This window comes from Variovorax sp. V118, from assembly GCF_041154445.1.
Taxonomy (GTDB): domain Bacteria; phylum Pseudomonadota; class Gammaproteobacteria; order Burkholderiales; family Burkholderiaceae_C; genus Variovorax; species Variovorax boronicumulans.
The window spans coordinates 4,434,323-4,449,877 of record NZ_AP028663.1; the positions used below are offsets into that span (position 1 = coordinate 4,434,323).

Annotated in this window: 13 protein-coding genes; 5 read left to right on the plus strand and 8 right to left on the minus strand. The window is 66.9% G+C overall.

The annotated features are described in order from the left end of the window. Positions 1-7: 7 nt before the first annotated feature. The 5 genes from ubiB to ACAM52_RS20680 all read right to left on the minus strand — a co-directional run bounded on the left by ubiB (position 8) and on the right by ACAM52_RS20680 (position 4,547). Positions 8-1,573: a ubiquinone biosynthesis regulatory protein kinase UbiB gene (gene ubiB, locus ACAM52_RS20660; RefSeq protein WP_062477035.1), complete on the minus strand. Its 1,566-nt coding sequence runs from the start codon at positions 1,571-1,573 to the stop codon at positions 8-10. Then, complete coding sequence (locus tag ACAM52_RS20665; RefSeq protein ID WP_369644482.1) at positions 1,570-2,127, minus strand: SCP2 domain-containing protein; 558 nt, start codon at positions 2,125-2,127, stop codon at positions 1,570-1,572. Before ACAM52_RS20665 ends, ubiB begins: the two co-directional genes overlap by 4 nt. A gap of 57 nt (positions 2,128-2,184) precedes the next feature. Continuing rightward, positions 2,185-3,189 (minus strand): Tim44 domain-containing protein, encoded by a 1,005-nt coding sequence (locus tag ACAM52_RS20670; RefSeq protein WP_062477032.1) that lies wholly within the window; start codon positions 3,187-3,189, stop codon positions 2,185-2,187. A gap of 41 nt (positions 3,190-3,230) precedes the next feature. Continuing rightward, positions 3,231-3,962, minus strand: coding sequence for a bifunctional demethylmenaquinone methyltransferase/2-methoxy-6-polyprenyl-1,4-benzoquinol methylase UbiE (gene ubiE, locus ACAM52_RS20675; protein WP_056578284.1), 732 nt, complete (start codon positions 3,960-3,962; stop codon positions 3,231-3,233). Between the two features lie 171 nt (positions 3,963-4,133). Beyond that, complete coding sequence (locus ACAM52_RS20680; RefSeq protein ID WP_062477026.1) at positions 4,134-4,547, minus strand: gamma-butyrobetaine hydroxylase-like domain-containing protein; 414 nt, start codon at positions 4,545-4,547, stop codon at positions 4,134-4,136. A 105-nt stretch (positions 4,548-4,652) separates the two neighbouring features. On the opposite strand from ACAM52_RS20680, the gene ACAM52_RS20685 reads away from it, so the two are divergent. Further along, positions 4,653-5,444, plus strand: a complete 792-nt coding sequence (locus tag ACAM52_RS20685; protein WP_369644483.1) for a hypothetical protein — start codon at positions 4,653-4,655, stop codon at positions 5,442-5,444. Between the two features lie 15 nt (positions 5,445-5,459). Here the strand turns inward: ACAM52_RS20685 and ACAM52_RS20690 are convergent, their stop codons facing one another. The 3 genes from ACAM52_RS20690 to serA form a co-directional block, all read right to left on the minus strand. Then, the gene (locus tag ACAM52_RS20690; protein ID WP_307696266.1) at positions 5,460-5,897 is read right to left on the minus strand and encodes an HIT family protein; all 438 of its coding nucleotides are present in this window, start codon (positions 5,895-5,897) and stop codon (positions 5,460-5,462) included. After that, complete coding sequence (locus ACAM52_RS20695) at positions 5,894-9,772, minus strand: DUF3683 domain-containing protein (protein ID WP_369644484.1); 3,879 nt, start codon at positions 9,770-9,772, stop codon at positions 5,894-5,896. The genes ACAM52_RS20690 and ACAM52_RS20695 overlap by 4 nt, the downstream gene beginning before the upstream one ends. Before the next feature lie 129 nt (positions 9,773-9,901). After that, positions 9,902-11,134, minus strand: a complete 1,233-nt coding sequence (gene serA / locus ACAM52_RS20700) for a phosphoglycerate dehydrogenase (RefSeq protein WP_070063599.1) — start codon at positions 11,132-11,134, stop codon at positions 9,902-9,904. Positions 11,135-11,361: 227 nt separating this feature from the next. Between serA and ugpB the strand changes: the two genes are divergently transcribed. From ugpB to ugpC, 4 genes are all read left to right on the plus strand, one after another. Beyond that, positions 11,362-12,672: a sn-glycerol-3-phosphate ABC transporter substrate-binding protein UgpB gene (gene ugpB, locus ACAM52_RS20705; protein ID WP_369644485.1), complete on the plus strand. Its 1,311-nt coding sequence runs from the start codon at positions 11,362-11,364 to the stop codon at positions 12,670-12,672. Between the two features lie 98 nt (positions 12,673-12,770). Beyond that, the gene (gene ugpA / locus ACAM52_RS20710) at positions 12,771-13,652 is read left to right on the plus strand and encodes a sn-glycerol-3-phosphate ABC transporter permease UgpA (RefSeq protein ID WP_062474481.1); all 882 of its coding nucleotides are present in this window, start codon (positions 12,771-12,773) and stop codon (positions 13,650-13,652) included. 39 nt (positions 13,653-13,691) lie between these two features. After that, positions 13,692-14,543 carry a sn-glycerol-3-phosphate ABC transporter permease UgpE gene (gene ugpE / locus ACAM52_RS20715; protein ID WP_062474482.1) on the plus strand — a complete coding sequence of 284 codons (852 nt, stop codon included), beginning with the start codon at positions 13,692-13,694 and terminating at the stop codon, positions 14,541-14,543. A 2-nt stretch (positions 14,544-14,545) separates the two neighbouring features. Further along, entirely contained in the window at positions 14,546-15,553 is a 1,008-nt protein-coding gene (ugpC, locus tag ACAM52_RS20720) for a sn-glycerol-3-phosphate ABC transporter ATP-binding protein UgpC (RefSeq protein ID WP_062474484.1), read from the plus strand. Positions 15,554-15,555 lie beyond the last annotated feature (2 nt).

Here is a 15,555-nt window from a genome sequence, read left to right on the forward strand (position 1 = left end):
CCAGCCTCTAGAACAAACGCACGCGCACCAGCACTTGCATGGCGAGCAACCCCAGGACGAATCCGATGCCGCCATAGAGGATGGCCTGCAGCAGCCGGTTGGTGCGCTTCTGCGCGGCCAGCAGCTCCTGCAACTCGCGGCGGTGATCGGGCGGCCGATTTTCCAGGAAATCGTGCAGCAAACGCGGCAATTGCGGCAGCAATTTCGCGTAGCGCGGCGCCTCGGCCCGCAGCTGCTGGAACAGCTTCTTCGGCCCGATCTGGTCGATCATCCACTTCTCGAGGAAGGGCTTGGCCGTGGCCCAGAGGTCGAGCTCGGGGTCGATGCTGCGGCCCAGGCCCTCGATGTTCAGCAGGGTCTTCTGCAGCAGCACCAGCTGCGGCTGGATCTCGACGTGGAAACGGCGCGAGGTCTGGAACAGGCGCATCAGCACCATGCCCAGCGAAATCTCCTTCAGCGGCCGGTCGAAGTACGGCTCGCACACCGTGCGGATCGCGGCCTCGAGCTCGTCGATGCGCGTGCCCTGCGGCACCCAGCCGCTCTCCAGGTGCAGCTCGGCCACGCGCTTGTAGTCGCGCCGGAAGAAGGCCGCGAAGTTCTGCGCGAGGTATTCCTTATCGGACTCGGTGAGCGTGCCGATGATGCCGAAGTCGAGCGAGATGTAGCGCCCGAAGGTCTCGGGCGCCAGGCTCACCTGGATGTTGCCCGGGTGCATGTCGGCATGGAAGAAGCCGTCGCGGAACACCTGCGTGAAGAAGATCGTCACGCCGTCGCGCGCGAGCTTCGGAATGTCGACGCCGGCGGCCCGCAGCTTGTCGATCTGCGCAATGGGCACGCCGTTCATGCGCTCCATCACGATGACTTCGGGGTGGCAGAAGTCCCAGAACATCTCGGGGATCAGCACCAAGTCGAGCGAGGCCATGTTGCGGCGCAGCTGCGCGGCGTTGGCGGCCTCGCGCACGAGGTCGAGCTCGTCGTGCAGGTACTTGTCGAACTCGCCGACCACCTCGCGCGGCTTCAGGCGCTTGCCGTCGGGCGAGAGCTTCTCGATCCAGCCGGCCATCATGGCCATGAGGGCCAGGTCCTTCTCGATCACGCCGCGCATGTTGGGGCGCAGCACCTTCACAGCCACGTCGCGGATCTCGCCCTGGTTGGTGCGGATGGTCGCAAAGTGCACCTGCGCGATCGAGGCGCTGGCGATGGGTGTTTCGTCGAACTGCACGAACACGTCGCTCACCGGTCGGCGGAAGGCGCGCTCGATGGTCGCGACCGCCACCGCCGAAGGGAACGGCGGCACGCGGTCCTGCAGGAACGCGAGCTCGTCGGCGATATCGGGCGGCAGCAGGTCGCGCCGCGTGGACAGCACCTGGCCGAACTTCACGAAGATGGGGCCCAGCCGCTCCAGCGCCTCGCGCAGGCGCTGGCCGCGCGGCGCGTCGAGGTTGCGTCCGATGGAGACGATGCGCGCCACCACGCGCAGCCAGGGTTTCTGGAAGCTCGTGAGCACGAGCTCGTCCAGGCCATAGCGCAGTGCGACCCAGACGATGAACAGGCCGCGATAGAAGCGACTCATTCGGCGTGGCCCGCCGCACCGCCGGCACGGGCCGAGCGGTCGCCGACGAACTGGCGCAGCGCGCCCACCACACGCCGCACGCCGTTGCCCAGCGTGTGCGCGGGCACGTCACCGATCACGCGGGCCAGGTCGTCCTCGACGTCCCAGCGCACGTGATCGACCAGCCAGTTGACCTCGGCCGCGAGCTGCACGTCGCCGACGATCTGCACGGAAGGCTTGTCGCCCCGCAGCGTGGCGCGGGCAATGTCGAAGGGGGAGTCATCGATCACGGTGAGCGTGAGTTCGGGCGTGGAGCCGGCAGGTGCCAGGTCGAGCAGGCCGGCCGGCGTGGCCACCAGTTCCATCGTCACGAAGCGCCACTGGAAGCGCACCACCCTGCCCTGCTGGCGCAGCAGCCGCTGCTGCGCTTCGGGTTCCTGCTGCAGCACGTGGTTCAGGAACAGGACCGCGCGGTGCTGGATCTCGTGGACGGCCCAGGCCGGCGGTTGCAGGCGTTCGCCGATGCTGTTGAACAGGTCGCCGAGCAAAGAAAAAGGGGACGATGGTGTAGCCATGGTCCCCATTATCCCGTCAGTGCTACGGCCGGGTGACGGCCGTGGCTCAGGTTTTTGTCACTGCAGCGCTTGCACGCCTGCGACGAGCCAGCCGGCGCTGCCGGTCTTGGTCATGTTCCAGACTTCGCGGAACGGGGCCGGGCCTGCCGAGGCGTCTTCGCGGATCATGCCGGAGAACTCCACGCTCGCCATGTAGGCGTCGGGCAGCTCTTCGATGCCCAGCAGCTTGGCGTCGAGCATCACGACCTCGGTCTTGTTGAGCGCACCGCCCGTGTGGCTGGCGCGATCGGCCAGCTGCGTGCGGATCTCTTCGACCATGCTGTCGGTCATCATGGAACGCAGCATCGACACGTCGGCGCGGTCCCAGGCGTCTTGCAGGGTCACGAAGTTGCGCTTGGCAGCGGTGAGGAAACCGTCGGCATCGAAGCCCGCGGGGATGCCCCAGGACTGCGAACCGGCCAGTGCCGAACCGATCATGCTGCCGCCGGCTGCGGCACCCGCGGCCGAGAGGCTGCTGCCGTGCGATGCCGGCGCGGCGTCGAACGCCGCGGCGTTGCGCTCCCACGGCCGTGCCGAGGCGTCGTTGCCGACGTTGGCCGGGCTGTACTGTGCCGGTGCGCGTGCATCGGCGGGGCTGCCGGCGCCCTGGAAGGCGAAAGCGCCCTGGCGGTTGGCGTTGCCCGACGACGCGGCCGAGCGCGCCTTGAAGATGCGCCACACCGCGAGCGCAGCGAAAGCCAGCAGCGCGATCAGCAGGATGTTGGCGAAGCCGGCACCCAGGCCCAGCGAATTCGCGAGCCATGCCAGGCCCAGGCCGGCGGCGAGACCGCCGAGCATCGCGCCCCACGGACGCTTCGGTGCAGCGGCGGCGGGCGTTGCGGGCTTGGGCGCCGCATTGGTCGCGTTCTGCTGCGCGGGGGCCGCGGGCTGCGTGGCCTGGCGCTGCGTCACGTTGGACGACTGGCGACCGACGGACTTGCCGCCACCCATGCGAGCAGCTTCCGCCTGAACGCTCACCAGCACCAGTGCTGCTGCCAAGAACAAAGAACCCAAACTCTTCATGCCGTCTCCTCTTGAGCGAAAAATTCGCGTCGTCATCGTGATCAACACTTGATTCCAACATGGAGGGCAGCAATTCCCCCCGTCATGTTGTGATAGTCCACATGTCCGAAACCGCCCTCTTTCATGAGGGTCTTGAGCTCCTCTTGCGAGGGATGCATCCGGATCGATTCGGCCAGGTAGCGGTAGCTCGCGTCGTCCCCGGCCACGAGCTTGCCCAGGCGCGGCAGCACGTTGAACGAATACCAGTCGTAGGCCTTCGTGAGCGGCTTGGCGACCTTCGAGAACTCGAGCACCAGCAGCTTGCCGCGCGGCTTGAGCACGCGGTTCATCTCCTTGAGGGCGACGTCCTTGTGCGTCATGTTGCGCAGACCGAAGGCCACGGTGACCACGTCGAAGTGGTCGTCGGGAAAGGGCAGCTTCTCGGCGTCGCAGACCGTGGTGGGCAGCACCACGCCGGCGTCGAGCAGGCGGTTGCGGCCGGTGCGCAGCATGGCTTCGTTGATGTCGGTGTGGACCACCTGGCCCGTGGCGCCGACCTTCTTCGAGAAGGCGAGCGCGAGGTCGCCGGTGCCGCCCGCGATGTCGAGCACGCGCGAGCCTTCGCCCACGTTCGCGACCATCACGGTGTAGGCCTTCCAGGCCCGGTGCAGTCCGGCCGACATCAGGTCGTTCATGATGTCGTAGCGCGAGGCCACCGAGTCGAAGACGCCGCGAACGCGTTGCGCCTTCTCGCTTTCGTCGACTTTCTCGAAGCCGAAGTGGGTTGTACTCATGCGCTGGATGTTAGGCCGGAAGGCATTCCTTCAAGGCGACGACCCCGCGGGCACGGCGGACATTTGTTGCTTTTTCCTCCAACGGAGGGCCGCCGCAACGCGCGTCTTTGCTGCGTGTAAGGCTATCTTTTCAATAGCAACCGGGTATGTTTACCCTCGGTTCCTCGGCGCTCAGTGGCTGCTGCAGGCGTGGCCGCCCTTGTCGGCCATCGGGGCGTCGCGGTCCACGCCCGCCGCGGCCAGGCGCCGCTCGTAATCGGCCCACAGCTCGGCCTGCCGCGCGCCCAGGTCATAGAGCAGGCTCCAGGTGTAGATGCCGGAGTTGTGGCCATCGCTGAAGGCCGGCTGCACCGCGTAGTTGCCCACCGGCTCGAGCCCGACCAGGTCGACGTCGCGCTTGCCGGTCTGCAGCACCTCCTGCCCCGGGCCGTGGCCCTGCACCTCGGCCGACGGCGAGTAGATGCGCATCAGCTCGAAGGGGATGCGGAAGGTGGCGCCGTCCGAGAAGCCGACCTCGAGCACGCGCGATTGGCCATGCACGGTGATCGATTGGGGTGTCGGCGCGCCGGCTTGCAAACCTGCCATGGGGAATCCGTTCGGAAGAAGAGAAAAGAGAAAAGGGAGAGGACTCGCGCAGTATGCCGCGCGCTGCGCGCCAGCGTGTCGGCCGCCTGCGCTTAGCATCGCTGCATGCCGTCACGCACACGCTCTCCCCTCCTCCTGTCGCGTCCGAACCGGGCCGCCCTCGTCCTCTGCGCCGCGCTCGCGGGCACCGCCCTCGCCCCACCGGCCCATGCCTTCTGGGGCCTGATCGGCAAGGCGGCAGGCAAGGCCGCGACCGCCGGCAAGGCAGCCGGCGTGGCGGGCAAGGGCGCGGCGGTCGGCGCCGGTGCGGTGGCGGCCGAAGGCGCGACGGGTGTGGCCGCCAAGGGCGCGATGGCGCTGGGCGACGACGCCGCGCATGCCGCCCAGGCCGGCTCGCGCGGCTTCGGCGGCGCGCATGAACTGAGCACCGTGAACGCCGCGCTGCCACCCGAGGTCGCGGCCTACCTCGCCAAGCCAGCGAAGGAGCTCACGCCCAAGGACACGTCGTTCATGATGGACAGCTACCGGCAGATGGTCGAGCGCGCCGGCAAGAGCGGCGACTTCACCGCCGTCGAGCGCATGCCGACCTCGGCGGGCACCGCGCGCACGCTGCCTGCGGAGCCGGTCAAGGCTGCAGCAACACCACAGCCGACGACCACTGCAGCAACCGCGTCACCCGGCAGCTCGGGCGCACTGCCCTTCCACGCGGTGCGCCTGCTGGCCCACGCCGCACATGCGGGCAACAAGAGCGCGCAGGCCGAGCTCGATCGCGTGTGCAGGGATGGCAGCGTGGCCTCGAAGCGCTTCTCGAAGGAAACGCGCGCCACGCCGGAATTCAAGCAGGCCTGTGCGGACCGCAAGGCAGGCAGCGCGACGCGCACCGCCGCGGCCAACTAAGAAGAAACGAAGGCCTCAGGCCAGCGTCGCCAGCCGACGGACCATGTCGGCCTCCGCCTGCGGCAGCAACGCCTGCACGGCGGCCAGCCGCTCGGCTGGCGCGGTCCGTTGCACGGCAGCCCAGACCGAACCGGGGAAATGGCTGTCCCAGTCGAAGCGCGCGATCACGTGCCAATGCAGGTGCGCCACCATGTTGCCGAGCGCGGCGATGTTGAGCTTGGTGGGCGCCAGCGCGTCGCGCAGGCACTGCTCCACGCGCACCACGGCCTCCATGCACAGCACGCGGTCGGCCGCGTCGAGGTCGGAGAACTCCGCCGCATGGTCTTGCCACACCACGCGGTAGAAGGCCGGAAAGCCTTCTTCCTGCGCATGGATGACGCGCAGCTTCGCGCCTTCGAACACGACACGCCCGCCGGGCGCATCGCACAGCGGGCAACCCGCCACCGCCGTCATACGAGCACCCGCTCGATGCCGCCCTGGTTGGCGGCCGCCACGTAGTTCGGCATCCAGTCGTCGCCGAGCAGCTTGTTGGCCATCTCGACCACGATGTAGTCGGCTTCGAGCAGGCCGTTGTTCAGGTCGTTGCCGTAGCGCGAGAGGCCTTGCAGGCAGCTCGGGCAGCTGGTGAGGATCTTCACGTTGTCGGTCGCGCCGACCTTGCCGGCGTCGCGCAGCGCGGCTTCGCCCTTCTTCAGCTCTTCTTCCTTGCGGAAGCGGATCTGCGTCGAGATGTCGGGCCGTGACACGCCCAGCGTGCCCGACTCCCCGCAGCAGCGGTCGTTCTTGAGCACGTTGTCGCCGACCAGCGCCTTGACGGTCTTCATCGGGTCCTGCTGCTTCATCGGCGAATGGCAGGGGTCGTGGTACAGGTAACCGCCACCACCCGCATCGGCCAGGGTGATGCCCTTTTCGAGCAGGTACTCGTGGATGTCGATGATCCGGCAACCCGGGAAGATCTTGTCGAACTGGTAGCCCTGCAGCTGGTCGTAGCAGGTGCCGCAGCTCACCACCACGGTCTTGATGTCGAGGTAGTTGAGCGTGTTGGCCACGCGGTGGAAGAGCACGCGGTTGTCCGTGATCATCTTCTCGGCCTTGTCGAACTGGCCGCTGCCGCGCTGCGGGTAGCCGCAGCACAGGTAGCCCGGCGGCAGCACGGTCTGCACGCCCGCATGCCAGAGCATCGCCTGCGTGGCCAGGCCCACCTGCGAGAACAGCCGCTCCGATCCGCAGCCCGGGAAGTAGAAGACCGCCTCGGTTTCCGAGGTGGTCGTCTTCGGGTCGCGGATGATCGGCACGTAGTCGGCATCCTCGATGTCGAGCAGCGCGCGCGCCGTCTTCTTCGGCAGGTTGCCCGGCATCTTCTTGTTGATGAAGTGGATCACCTGCTCCTTGATGGGCGCAGGCCCCAGCGTGGCCGGCGGCGCGCCGGTCTGCTTCTTCGCAAGGCCGCGCAGCAGGTCGTTGGCCATGCGCTGCGCCTTGAAGCCGATGCCCACCATGCCCGCGCGCACCGCCTTGATGGTCTGCGGGTTGGTCGCGTTCAGGAAGAACATCGCGGCCGCGTTGCCGGGACGGAAGCTCTTCTGGCCCATCTTGCGCAGCAGGTTGCGCATGTTCATCGACACGTCGCCGAAGTCGATCTTCACGGGGCACGGCGTGAGGCACTTGTGGCACACGGTGCAGTGGTCGGCCACGTCCTCGAACTCTTCCCAGTGCTTGATGCTGATGCCGCGCCGGGTCTGCTCCTCGTAGAGGAAGGCCTCGACCAGCAGCGAGGTCGCGAGGATCTTGTTGCGCGGGCTGTACAGCAGGTTGGCGCGCGGCACGTGCGTGGCGCACACCGGCTTGCACTTGCCGCAGCGCAGGCAGTCCTTCACGCTGTCGGCGATGGCGCCGATGTCGCTCTGCTGCATGATCAGCGACTCGTGCCCCATGAGGCCGAAGCTCGGCGTGTAGGCGTTGGTCAGGTCGGCGTGCAGGGTCTGCGCCTGCCCCGCGGGCGCGCGCAGCAGCTTGCCCTTGTTGAAGCGGCCTTCGGGGTCAACCCGGGCCTTGTACTCGGTGAAGGGGCGCAGCTCTTCGTCGGTGAGGAACTCGAGCTTGGTGATGCCGATGCCGTGCTCGCCGGAGATCACGCCGTCGAGGCTGCGTGCCAGCGCCATGATGCGCACCACCGCGGCATGCGCGGTCTGCAGCATCTCGTAGTTGTCGCTGTTGACGGGCAGGTTGGTGTGCACGTTGCCGTCGCCCGCGTGCATGTGCAGCGCGACCCACACGCGGCCCTTGAGCACCTGCTTGTGGATGGCGGTGCACTCGGCCAGGATCGGCCCGAACTCAGCGCCCGAAAAAATCTCCTGCAGCGGCTGGCGCAGCTGGGTCTTCCAGCTCGCGCGCAGCGTGTGGTCCTGCAGCTGCGGGAACAGCGTGTCGACGTTCTCGAGCCAGCCGGCCCACAGCGCGCGCACCTCGTGCACCAGCGCCACGGCCTGTGCCACGCGGTCTTCCAGCAGCTCGGCCGCCGGAATCTCGTGCGCGTCGTCGGTCTTGCCCAGCGGCAGGTTGCCGCGCGTGAGGAAGGCTTCGAGCGCGTCGGTGAGCGCGAGCTTGTTCTGCAGCGACAGCTCGATGTTGATGCGCTCGATGCCGTCGCTGTACTCGGCCATGCGCGGCAGCGGGATCACCACGTCTTCGTTGATCTTGAAGGCGTTGGTGTGCTTGCTGATGGCGGCCGTGCGCTTGCGGTCGAGCCAGAATTTCTTGCGCGCCTCGGGGCTGATGGCAATGAAGCCTTCGCCGCTGCGCGAGTTGGCGATGCGCACCACTTCCGAGGTGACACGGGCCACCGCATCGGCGTCGTCGCCGGCGATGTCGCCGAACAGCACCATCTTGGGCAGGCCGCCGTGCTTCTTCGACTTGGTGGCGTAGCCCACGGCCTTCAGGTAGCGGTCGTCCAGGTGCTCCAGGCCGGCCAGCAGCACGCCCGAGCGCTTCTGCTCGGCGAACATGAAGTCCTTGATCTCGACGATGCTGGGCACGGCGTCCTTCGCGTTGCCGAAGAACTCGAGGCACACGGTGCGCGTGTGCGCCGGCATCTTGTGCACCACCCAGCGGCAGCTGGTGATGAGGCCGTCGCAGCCCTCTTTCTGGATGCCCGGCAGGCCGGAGAGGAACTTGTCGGTCACGTCCTTGCCCAGGCCTTCCTTGCGGAAGGTGCGGCCCGGGATGTCGAGGCGCTCGGTGCGCAGCTTCGTCTTGCCGTCGGCGGCGTAGTACTGCAGCTCGAACACGGCGCTTTCGGCGTCGTGGATCTTGCCCAGGTTGTGGCCGATGCGGGTCACTTCGAGCCATTCGGCCTGCGGCGTGACCATGCGCCACGAGGCGAGGTTGTCCAGCGCCGTGCCCCAGAGCACGGCCTTCTTGCCGCCGGCGTTCATCGCGACGTTGCCGCCGACGCACGAGGCCTCGGCGGAGGTCGGGTCGACCGCGAACACGAAGCCCGCGCGCTCGGCCGCGTCGGCCACGCGCTGCGTGACCACGCCGGCCTCGGTCCAGATGGTGGGCACGGGCGCGGCCAGGCCGGGCAGCGCGACGTGCTCGACCTCGGTCATCGCCTCGAGCTTCTCGGTGTTGATGACCACGCTCTTCCAGGTCAGCGGGATCGCGCCGCCGGTGTAGCCGGTGCCGCCGCCGCGCGGAATGATGGTCAGGCCCAGCTCGATGCAGCCCTTGACCAGCAGCGCCATCTCGGCCTCGGTGTCGGGGCACAGCACGACGAAGGGGTACTCGACGCGCCAGTCGGTGGCGTCGGTCACGTGCGACACGCGCGAGAGGCCGTCGAACTTGATGTTGTCCTTGGCCGTGAGCCGGCCCAGCACGCGGGTGGCCTTGCGGCGCAGCGCGGCGACGTCGCGGAAGGTGTCGTCGAAGGCGGCGACGGCCTGGCTGACGAGCCCGGTGAGCTCCCCCACCAGCTGGTCGCGCGGCAGGTCGCTGTCGGGGGTGCGGCGCTTCTGCACCTCGCCCAGGCGGTGGCGCAGGGCGTCGACCAGCTGGCCGCGGCGGCGCGGGTTGTCGAGCAGGTCGTCGACGAGGTAGGGGTTGCGCTGCACCACCCAGATGTCGCCCAGCACCTCGTAGAGCATGCGCGCCGATCGGCCGGTGCGGCGCTCGGCGCGCAGGGTCTGCAGCAGGTCCCAGCCGCGCTCGCCCAGGAGGCGAATCACGATCTCCCGGTCGGAGAAGCTGGTGTAGTTGTAGGGGATCTCGCGCAGTCGTACAGGCTCTGCGGCCTGTGACAACAGCGTATTCAACGCGGTCGGAGCATTCATCGGGTGGGGCCCTTGGCCAGGCGCTGCGCGCCCATGTAGCCGGGGGATCGATTTTAGGGCAGGCCCCGGGGGCTTTGCCGTGCCCGGCCGCTATTCCCTATCGCGGGGCCCGCACGGGCCCCGGCAGGCTCAGAACAGCACGCGGCTGCGGATCGTCCCGCCCACCTTCGCCAGCTTTTCCAGCGCCAGGTCGGACGAGGCGGCGTCGATGTCCATCACGACGTAGCCGATCTTCTCGTTGGTCTGCAGGAACTGGGACGAGATGTTGATGTTGTTGTCCGAGAAGATCTTGTTGATCTCGGACAGCACGCCCGGCACGTTGCGGTGGATGTGCAGCAGGCGGTGCTTGCCCGGGTGCGCCGGCAGCGCCACCTCGGGGAAGTTGACCGACGAGGTCGAGGTGCCGTTGTCGCTGTACTTGACCAGCTTCTCGGCCACTTCGAGCCCGATGTTGGCCTGCGCCTCCATGGTCGAGCCGCCGATGTGCGGCGTGAGGATCACGTTGTCCAGCCCGCGCAGCGGCGACTGGAACTCGTCCTTGTTGGTGCGCGGCTCGACCGGGAATACGTCGATGGCGGCGCCCAGCAGCTTCTTGCTCTTGAGGGCCTCGGCCAGCGGCTCGATCTCGACCACGGTGCCGCGCGAGGCGTTCAGCAGGATGGCGCCCGGCTTCATGGCGGCGATCTCGGCCGCGCCGATCATCCATTGCGTGGCCTGGGTCTCGGGCACGTGCAGGGTCACGATGTCGCTCTGGCCCAGCAACTGGTGCAGCTCGCGCACCTGGCGGGCGTTGCCCAGCGGCAGCTTGGTGACCACGTCGTAGAAGGCCACGTGCATGCCCAGCGCCTCGGCCAGCACCGACAGCTGCGCGCCGATGGAGCCGTAGCCCACGATGCCCAGCGTCTTGCCGCGGATCTCGAAGGCGTTCTCGGCCGACTTGAGCCAACCGCCGCGGTGCGCCACGGCGCTTTTCTCGGGCACGCCGCGCAGCAGCAGGATGGCTTCGGCCAGCACCAGCTCGGCCACCGAGCGGGTGTTGGAATACGGCGCGTTGAACACGGCCACGCCATGCTCGCGGGCGGCTTCGAGGTCGACCTGGTTGGTCCCGATGCAGAAGCACCCGGCGGCCACCAGCTTGTGGGCGGCAGCGAACACCTCGGCCGTCAGCTGGGTGCGCGAGCGGATGCCCACGAAGTGCACGTCGGCGATCTTGGCCTTGAGTTCGGCGTCGGGCAGCGCACCCGGCAGCGACTCGATGTTGGTGTAGCCGGCGGCGCGCAGCACCTCCACGGCCGAGGGGTGGATGCCTTCGAGCAAAAGGAACTTGATCCTGCTTTTGTCGAGGGAGGTTTTGCTGCTCATGGCGTACTCAAGGAAGCCCCGGCCATGGCGACAAGCTAGGCCAAAAAAGGGAGGGCGATGCTAGCATGGTGCAGCGCAGCATGAGGCCCGCAACCCGCGCCGGGCTTGACGCCAAAGGGGTTTCCCCGATTGGAGGAACCCTTCGGTCCGTGCCCCAATGTGACGCGGCTGTGTCACGCACATGCCCTAGCATTCGCGCTTTCCATTTTTTCCCTTCAGGAGTCTTCATGCGATTCAAGACGCTCGCGTTGGCATCGGCGCTGGCCGCCACGCTGTTCAATGCAGCCCAGGCCCAGACCGAGATCCAGTGGTGGCATTCCATGACCGCCGTCAACAACGAGTGGGTCAACGACCTGGCCAAGCAGTTCAACGAGAGCCAGAAGGAATACAAGATCGTCCCGACCTTCAAGGGCACCTACGACGAATCCATGACGGCCTCCATCGCGGCCTTCCGCTCGGGCAACGCGCCGCACATCCTGCAGGTGTTCGAAGTGGGCACCGCCACCATGATGGCCAGCAAGGGCGCCGTCATTCCGGTCGGCCAGGTCATGAAGGACGCGGGCGAGAAGTTCGACCCGGCCGCCTACATCCCCGCCGTGGCCGGTTACTACACCGCCCCCAACGGACAGATGCTGAGCTTCCCGTTCAACAGCTCGACCACGATCTTCTATTTCAACAAGGACGCCTTCAAGGCCGCCGGCCTGCCCACCGACAAGGCGCCCGCCACCTGGCCCGAAGTGGTGGCCGCCGCCGCCAAGCTCAAGGCCAGCGGCCACAAGTGCCCGTTCACCACGGCTTGGCAGAACTGGACGCAGGTCGAGAGCTTCTCGGCCTGGCACAACGTGGAATTCGCCAGCAAGGCCAACGGCCTGCAGGGCCTGGACGCGCGCCTGAAGGTGAATTCGCCGCTGCACCAGCGCCACATCGAGAACCTGGCCAGCATGTCCAAGCAAGGCCTGTTCATCTACAAGGGCCGCGGCAACGTGCCCGAGGCCTCGTTCGTGTCGGGCGAGTGCGCCATGATCAACACGTCTTCGGGCTTCTACGGCAACGTGGCCAAGAACGCCAAGTTCGCCTACGGCCTGGCCCCCCTGCCCTACTACCCGGACGTGCCGGGCGCACCGCAGAACACCGTGATCGGCGGCGCCAGCCTGTGGGTCATGTCGGGCAAGAAGCCGGCCGAGTACAAGGGCGTGGCCAAGTTCTTCAGCTTCATCTCGACGCCTGAAGTGCAGTCCGCCAGCCACAAGCGCACCGGCTACCTGCCGGTGACCACCGCCTCGTACAAGCTCACCGAAGAGTCGGGCTTCTACAAGCAGAACCCCGGCACCGACGTGGCCGTGACGCAGATGATCCGCAAGGTCACCGACAAGAGCCGCGGCATCCGCCTGGGCAACTACGTGCAGATCCGCGCCATCGAGGACGAAGAGCTCGAACAGGTCTGGGGCGGCAAGAAGACCGCCAAGGAAGCCCTCGATTCGATCGTGACCCGCGGCAACGAACAGCTCGAACGCTTCCAAAAGGCGAACAAAAGCTAACGATTGAAGATCCGGGCTCCGTGTCCGGCTAATATCGCCCGCCCCCGCACGCCCTTCTTCCAGGGTGCGCCGGGCGGGATTTTTTATGTAGGGGCTTCATGGAAAAACGCGTTTTCTTTCGCTCGGGCTGGTTGCCCTGGCTGCTGCTGACACCGCAGATGGCGGTGATCCTCGTGTTTTTCTTCTGGCCGGCCGGCCAGGCGCTGTTGCAGTCGCTGCAGCAGCAGGACGCGTTCGGCACCTCGGTCGAGTTCGTCGGATTCGACAACTTCCGCCACTTGTTCGACGACCCGGCCTATGCCGAGTCGTTCAAGACCACCGCGCTGTTCTCGGTGCTGGTGGCCGGCATCGGCATCAGCCTGTCGCTGATGCTGGCCGTGTTCGCCGACCGCATCGTGCGCGGCGGCATGTTCTACAAGACCATGCTGATCCTGCCGTACGCCGTGGCGCCCGCCGTGGCGGCCGTGCTGTGGGTCTTCATGTTCTCGCCCTCGCTGGGCGTGGTGGCCTATGCCCTGGGCAAGATCGGCATCAACTGGAACCACCTGCTCGACTCGGGCCACGCCATGACGCTGATCGTGATGGCCTCGGTGTGGAAGCAGATCTCGTACAACTTCCTGTTCTTCCTGGCCGGGCTGCAGTCGATTCCGAAGTCGCTGATCGAGGCCGCGGCCATCGACGGTGCGCGCCCGTGGCGCCGCTTCTGGACCGTGCAGTTCCCGCTGCTGTCGCCCACCACCTTCTTCCTGCTGGTGATCAACGTGGTCTATGCCTTCTTCGACACCTTCGCGATCGTCGATGCGGCCACGCAGGGCGGCCCGGGCAAGGACACGACCATCCTAGTCTACAAGGTCTACCACGACGGCTTCAAGGGCCTGGACCTGGGCGGCTCGGCGGCGCAGTCGGTGGTGCTGATGGTGATCGTGGTGGCGCTGACCGTCATCCAGTTCCGCTACGTCGAGAAGAAAGTGCAGTACTGATGAAGCAACAAGAACAAATCGAATTCGGCGGAGCGCAGCATGGTTGAGAAACGCGGCACGCAGGGCATCCTGGCCCACGTCATCATGATCCTGGGCGTGTTCATCGTCGCCTTCCCGCTCTACCTGGCGTTCGTGGCCTCCACGCACACGGCCCAGGAGATCGTGCAGGCGCCGATGCCCCTGACCCCCGGCTCGAACATCGTCGACAGCTACAAGGGCGCCCTGTTCGGGCGCGAGAGCAGCGCGGGCTCCAACGCCCCGGTGGCGCACATGATGTGGGTGAGCTTCGTGACGGCCATGGTCATCGCCATCGGCAAGATCACCATCTCGCTGCTGTCGGCCTTCGCCATCGTGTACTTCCGCTTCCCGTTCAAGAAGATCTGCTTCTGGGCCATCTTCGTGACGCTGATGCTGCCGGTGGAGGTGCGCATCCTGCCCACCTACAAGGTGCTGTCCGACCTGAACATGCTGAACACCTACGCGGGCCTGACGGTGCCGCTGATCGCGTCGGCCACGGCGACCTTCCTGTTCCGCCAGTTCTTCCTCACGGTGCCCGACGAGCTCACCGAAGCGTCGCGCATGGATGGCGCAAGCCCCATGCGCTTCTTCTTCGACGTGCTGCTGCCGCTGTCCAAGACCTCGATCGCGGCGCTGTTCGTGATCCAGTTCATCTACGGCTGGAACCAGTACCTGTGGCCGCTGCTGGCGACCACGAGCGAAGACATGTACCCCGTGGTGGTCGGCATCAAGCGAATGATTGCCGGCGGCGACGGACAGAACGAATGGAACGTCGTGATGGCCACCGCCATCCTGGCGATGCTGCCGCCCGCGCTGGTGGTGATCCTGATGCAAAAGTGGTTCGTCAAGGGCCTCGTGGACACTGAAAAATAACTATGGCTGCTCTCTCTCTACGCAACGTCATCAAGCGCTACGGCCACGGGCCGAAAGCCAACCAGGTCATCCACGGCGTGAGCGCCGAGATCGCCGACCACGAATTCATCGTCATCGTCGGCCCTTCGGGCTGCGGCAAGTCGACGCTGCTGCGCATGGTCGCGGGCCTGGAGGAAATCTCGGCCGGCGAAATCTGCATCGGCGGCAAGGTGGTGAACCAGCTCGAACCCTCCGAGCGCGACATCGCCATGGTGTTCCAGAACTACGCGCTGTACCCGCACATGAGCGTGTTCGCGAACATGGCCTACGGCCTGAAGATCGCCAAGGTGCCGACGGCCGAGATCAAGGTGCGCGTCGACAAGGCCGCCAAGATCCTCGAGCTGGGCCACCTGCTCGAGCGCAAGCCGCGCGAGCTCTCGGGCGGCCAGCGCCAGCGCGTGGCCATGGGCCGCGCCATCGTGCGCCAGCCGCAGGTGTTCCTGTTCGACGAACCGCTGTCGAACCTCGACGCCAAGCTGCGCGCCCAGACCCGCCTCGAGATCCAGAAGCTGCACCGCGAGCTCGGCATCACCTCGCTGTTCGTCACGCACGACCAGGTCGAGGCCATGACGCTGGCGCAGCGCATCATCGTGATGAACGGCGGCGTGATGGACCAGTTCGCCACGCCCGAAGAGGTGTACTCCCGGCCCGCCACCACCTTCGTGGCGAGCTTCATCGGCTCGCCGCCGATGAACCTGCTCAAGCACGCACCGGGCGTGCGCCCGGGCCAGATCCTGGGCATCCGCCCCGAGCACATGAAGCTCGACGAAAGCGGCTGGACGGTGCAGGTCGAGCAGGTCGAACTGCTGGGCGCCGAGCGCCTGGTGTACGGCCGCATCGGCGAGGAGCAGATCATCATGCGCACCGACGAAGGCGACCACCCGCCGGTGGCCGGCGACACGGTGAAGATCGCGGCGCGCGAAGACAAGCTGCACTGGTTCGACGCCGGATCGGGCAAGAGGGCCGACTGAGC

Bases quoted from the DNA above. Each gene is read 5' to 3' on its own strand.
- ubiB (WP_062477035.1), bottom strand. From the start codon at position 1,573: ATGAGTCGCTTCTATCGCGGCCTGTTCATCGTCTGGGTCGCACTGCGC.
- ACAM52_RS20665 (WP_369644482.1), bottom strand. From the start codon at position 2,127: ATGGCTACACCATCGTCCCCTTTTTCTTTGCTCGGCGACCTGTTCAAC.
- ACAM52_RS20670 (WP_062477032.1), bottom strand. From the start codon at position 3,189: ATGAAGAGTTTGGGTTCTTTGTTCTTGGCAGCAGCACTGGTGCTGGTG.
- ubiE (WP_056578284.1), bottom strand. From the start codon at position 3,962: ATGAGTACAACCCACTTCGGCTTCGAGAAAGTCGACGAAAGCGAGAAG.
- ACAM52_RS20680 (WP_062477026.1), bottom strand. From the start codon at position 4,547: ATGGCAGGTTTGCAAGCCGGCGCGCCGACACCCCAATCGATCACCGTG.
- ACAM52_RS20685 (WP_369644483.1), top strand. From the start codon at position 4,653: ATGCCGTCACGCACACGCTCTCCCCTCCTCCTGTCGCGTCCGAACCGG.
- ACAM52_RS20690 (WP_307696266.1), bottom strand. From the start codon at position 5,897: ATGACGGCGGTGGCGGGTTGCCCGCTGTGCGATGCGCCCGGCGGGCGT.
- ACAM52_RS20695 (WP_369644484.1), bottom strand. From the start codon at position 9,772: ATGAATGCTCCGACCGCGTTGAATACGCTGTTGTCACAGGCCGCAGAG.
- serA (WP_070063599.1), bottom strand. From the start codon at position 11,134: ATGAGCAGCAAAACCTCCCTCGACAAAAGCAGGATCAAGTTCCTTTTG.
- ugpB (WP_369644485.1), top strand. From the start codon at position 11,362: ATGCGATTCAAGACGCTCGCGTTGGCATCGGCGCTGGCCGCCACGCTG.
- ugpA (WP_062474481.1), top strand. From the start codon at position 12,771: ATGGAAAAACGCGTTTTCTTTCGCTCGGGCTGGTTGCCCTGGCTGCTG.
- ugpE (WP_062474482.1), top strand. From the start codon at position 13,692: ATGGTTGAGAAACGCGGCACGCAGGGCATCCTGGCCCACGTCATCATG.
- ugpC (WP_062474484.1), top strand. From the start codon at position 14,546: ATGGCTGCTCTCTCTCTACGCAACGTCATCAAGCGCTACGGCCACGGG.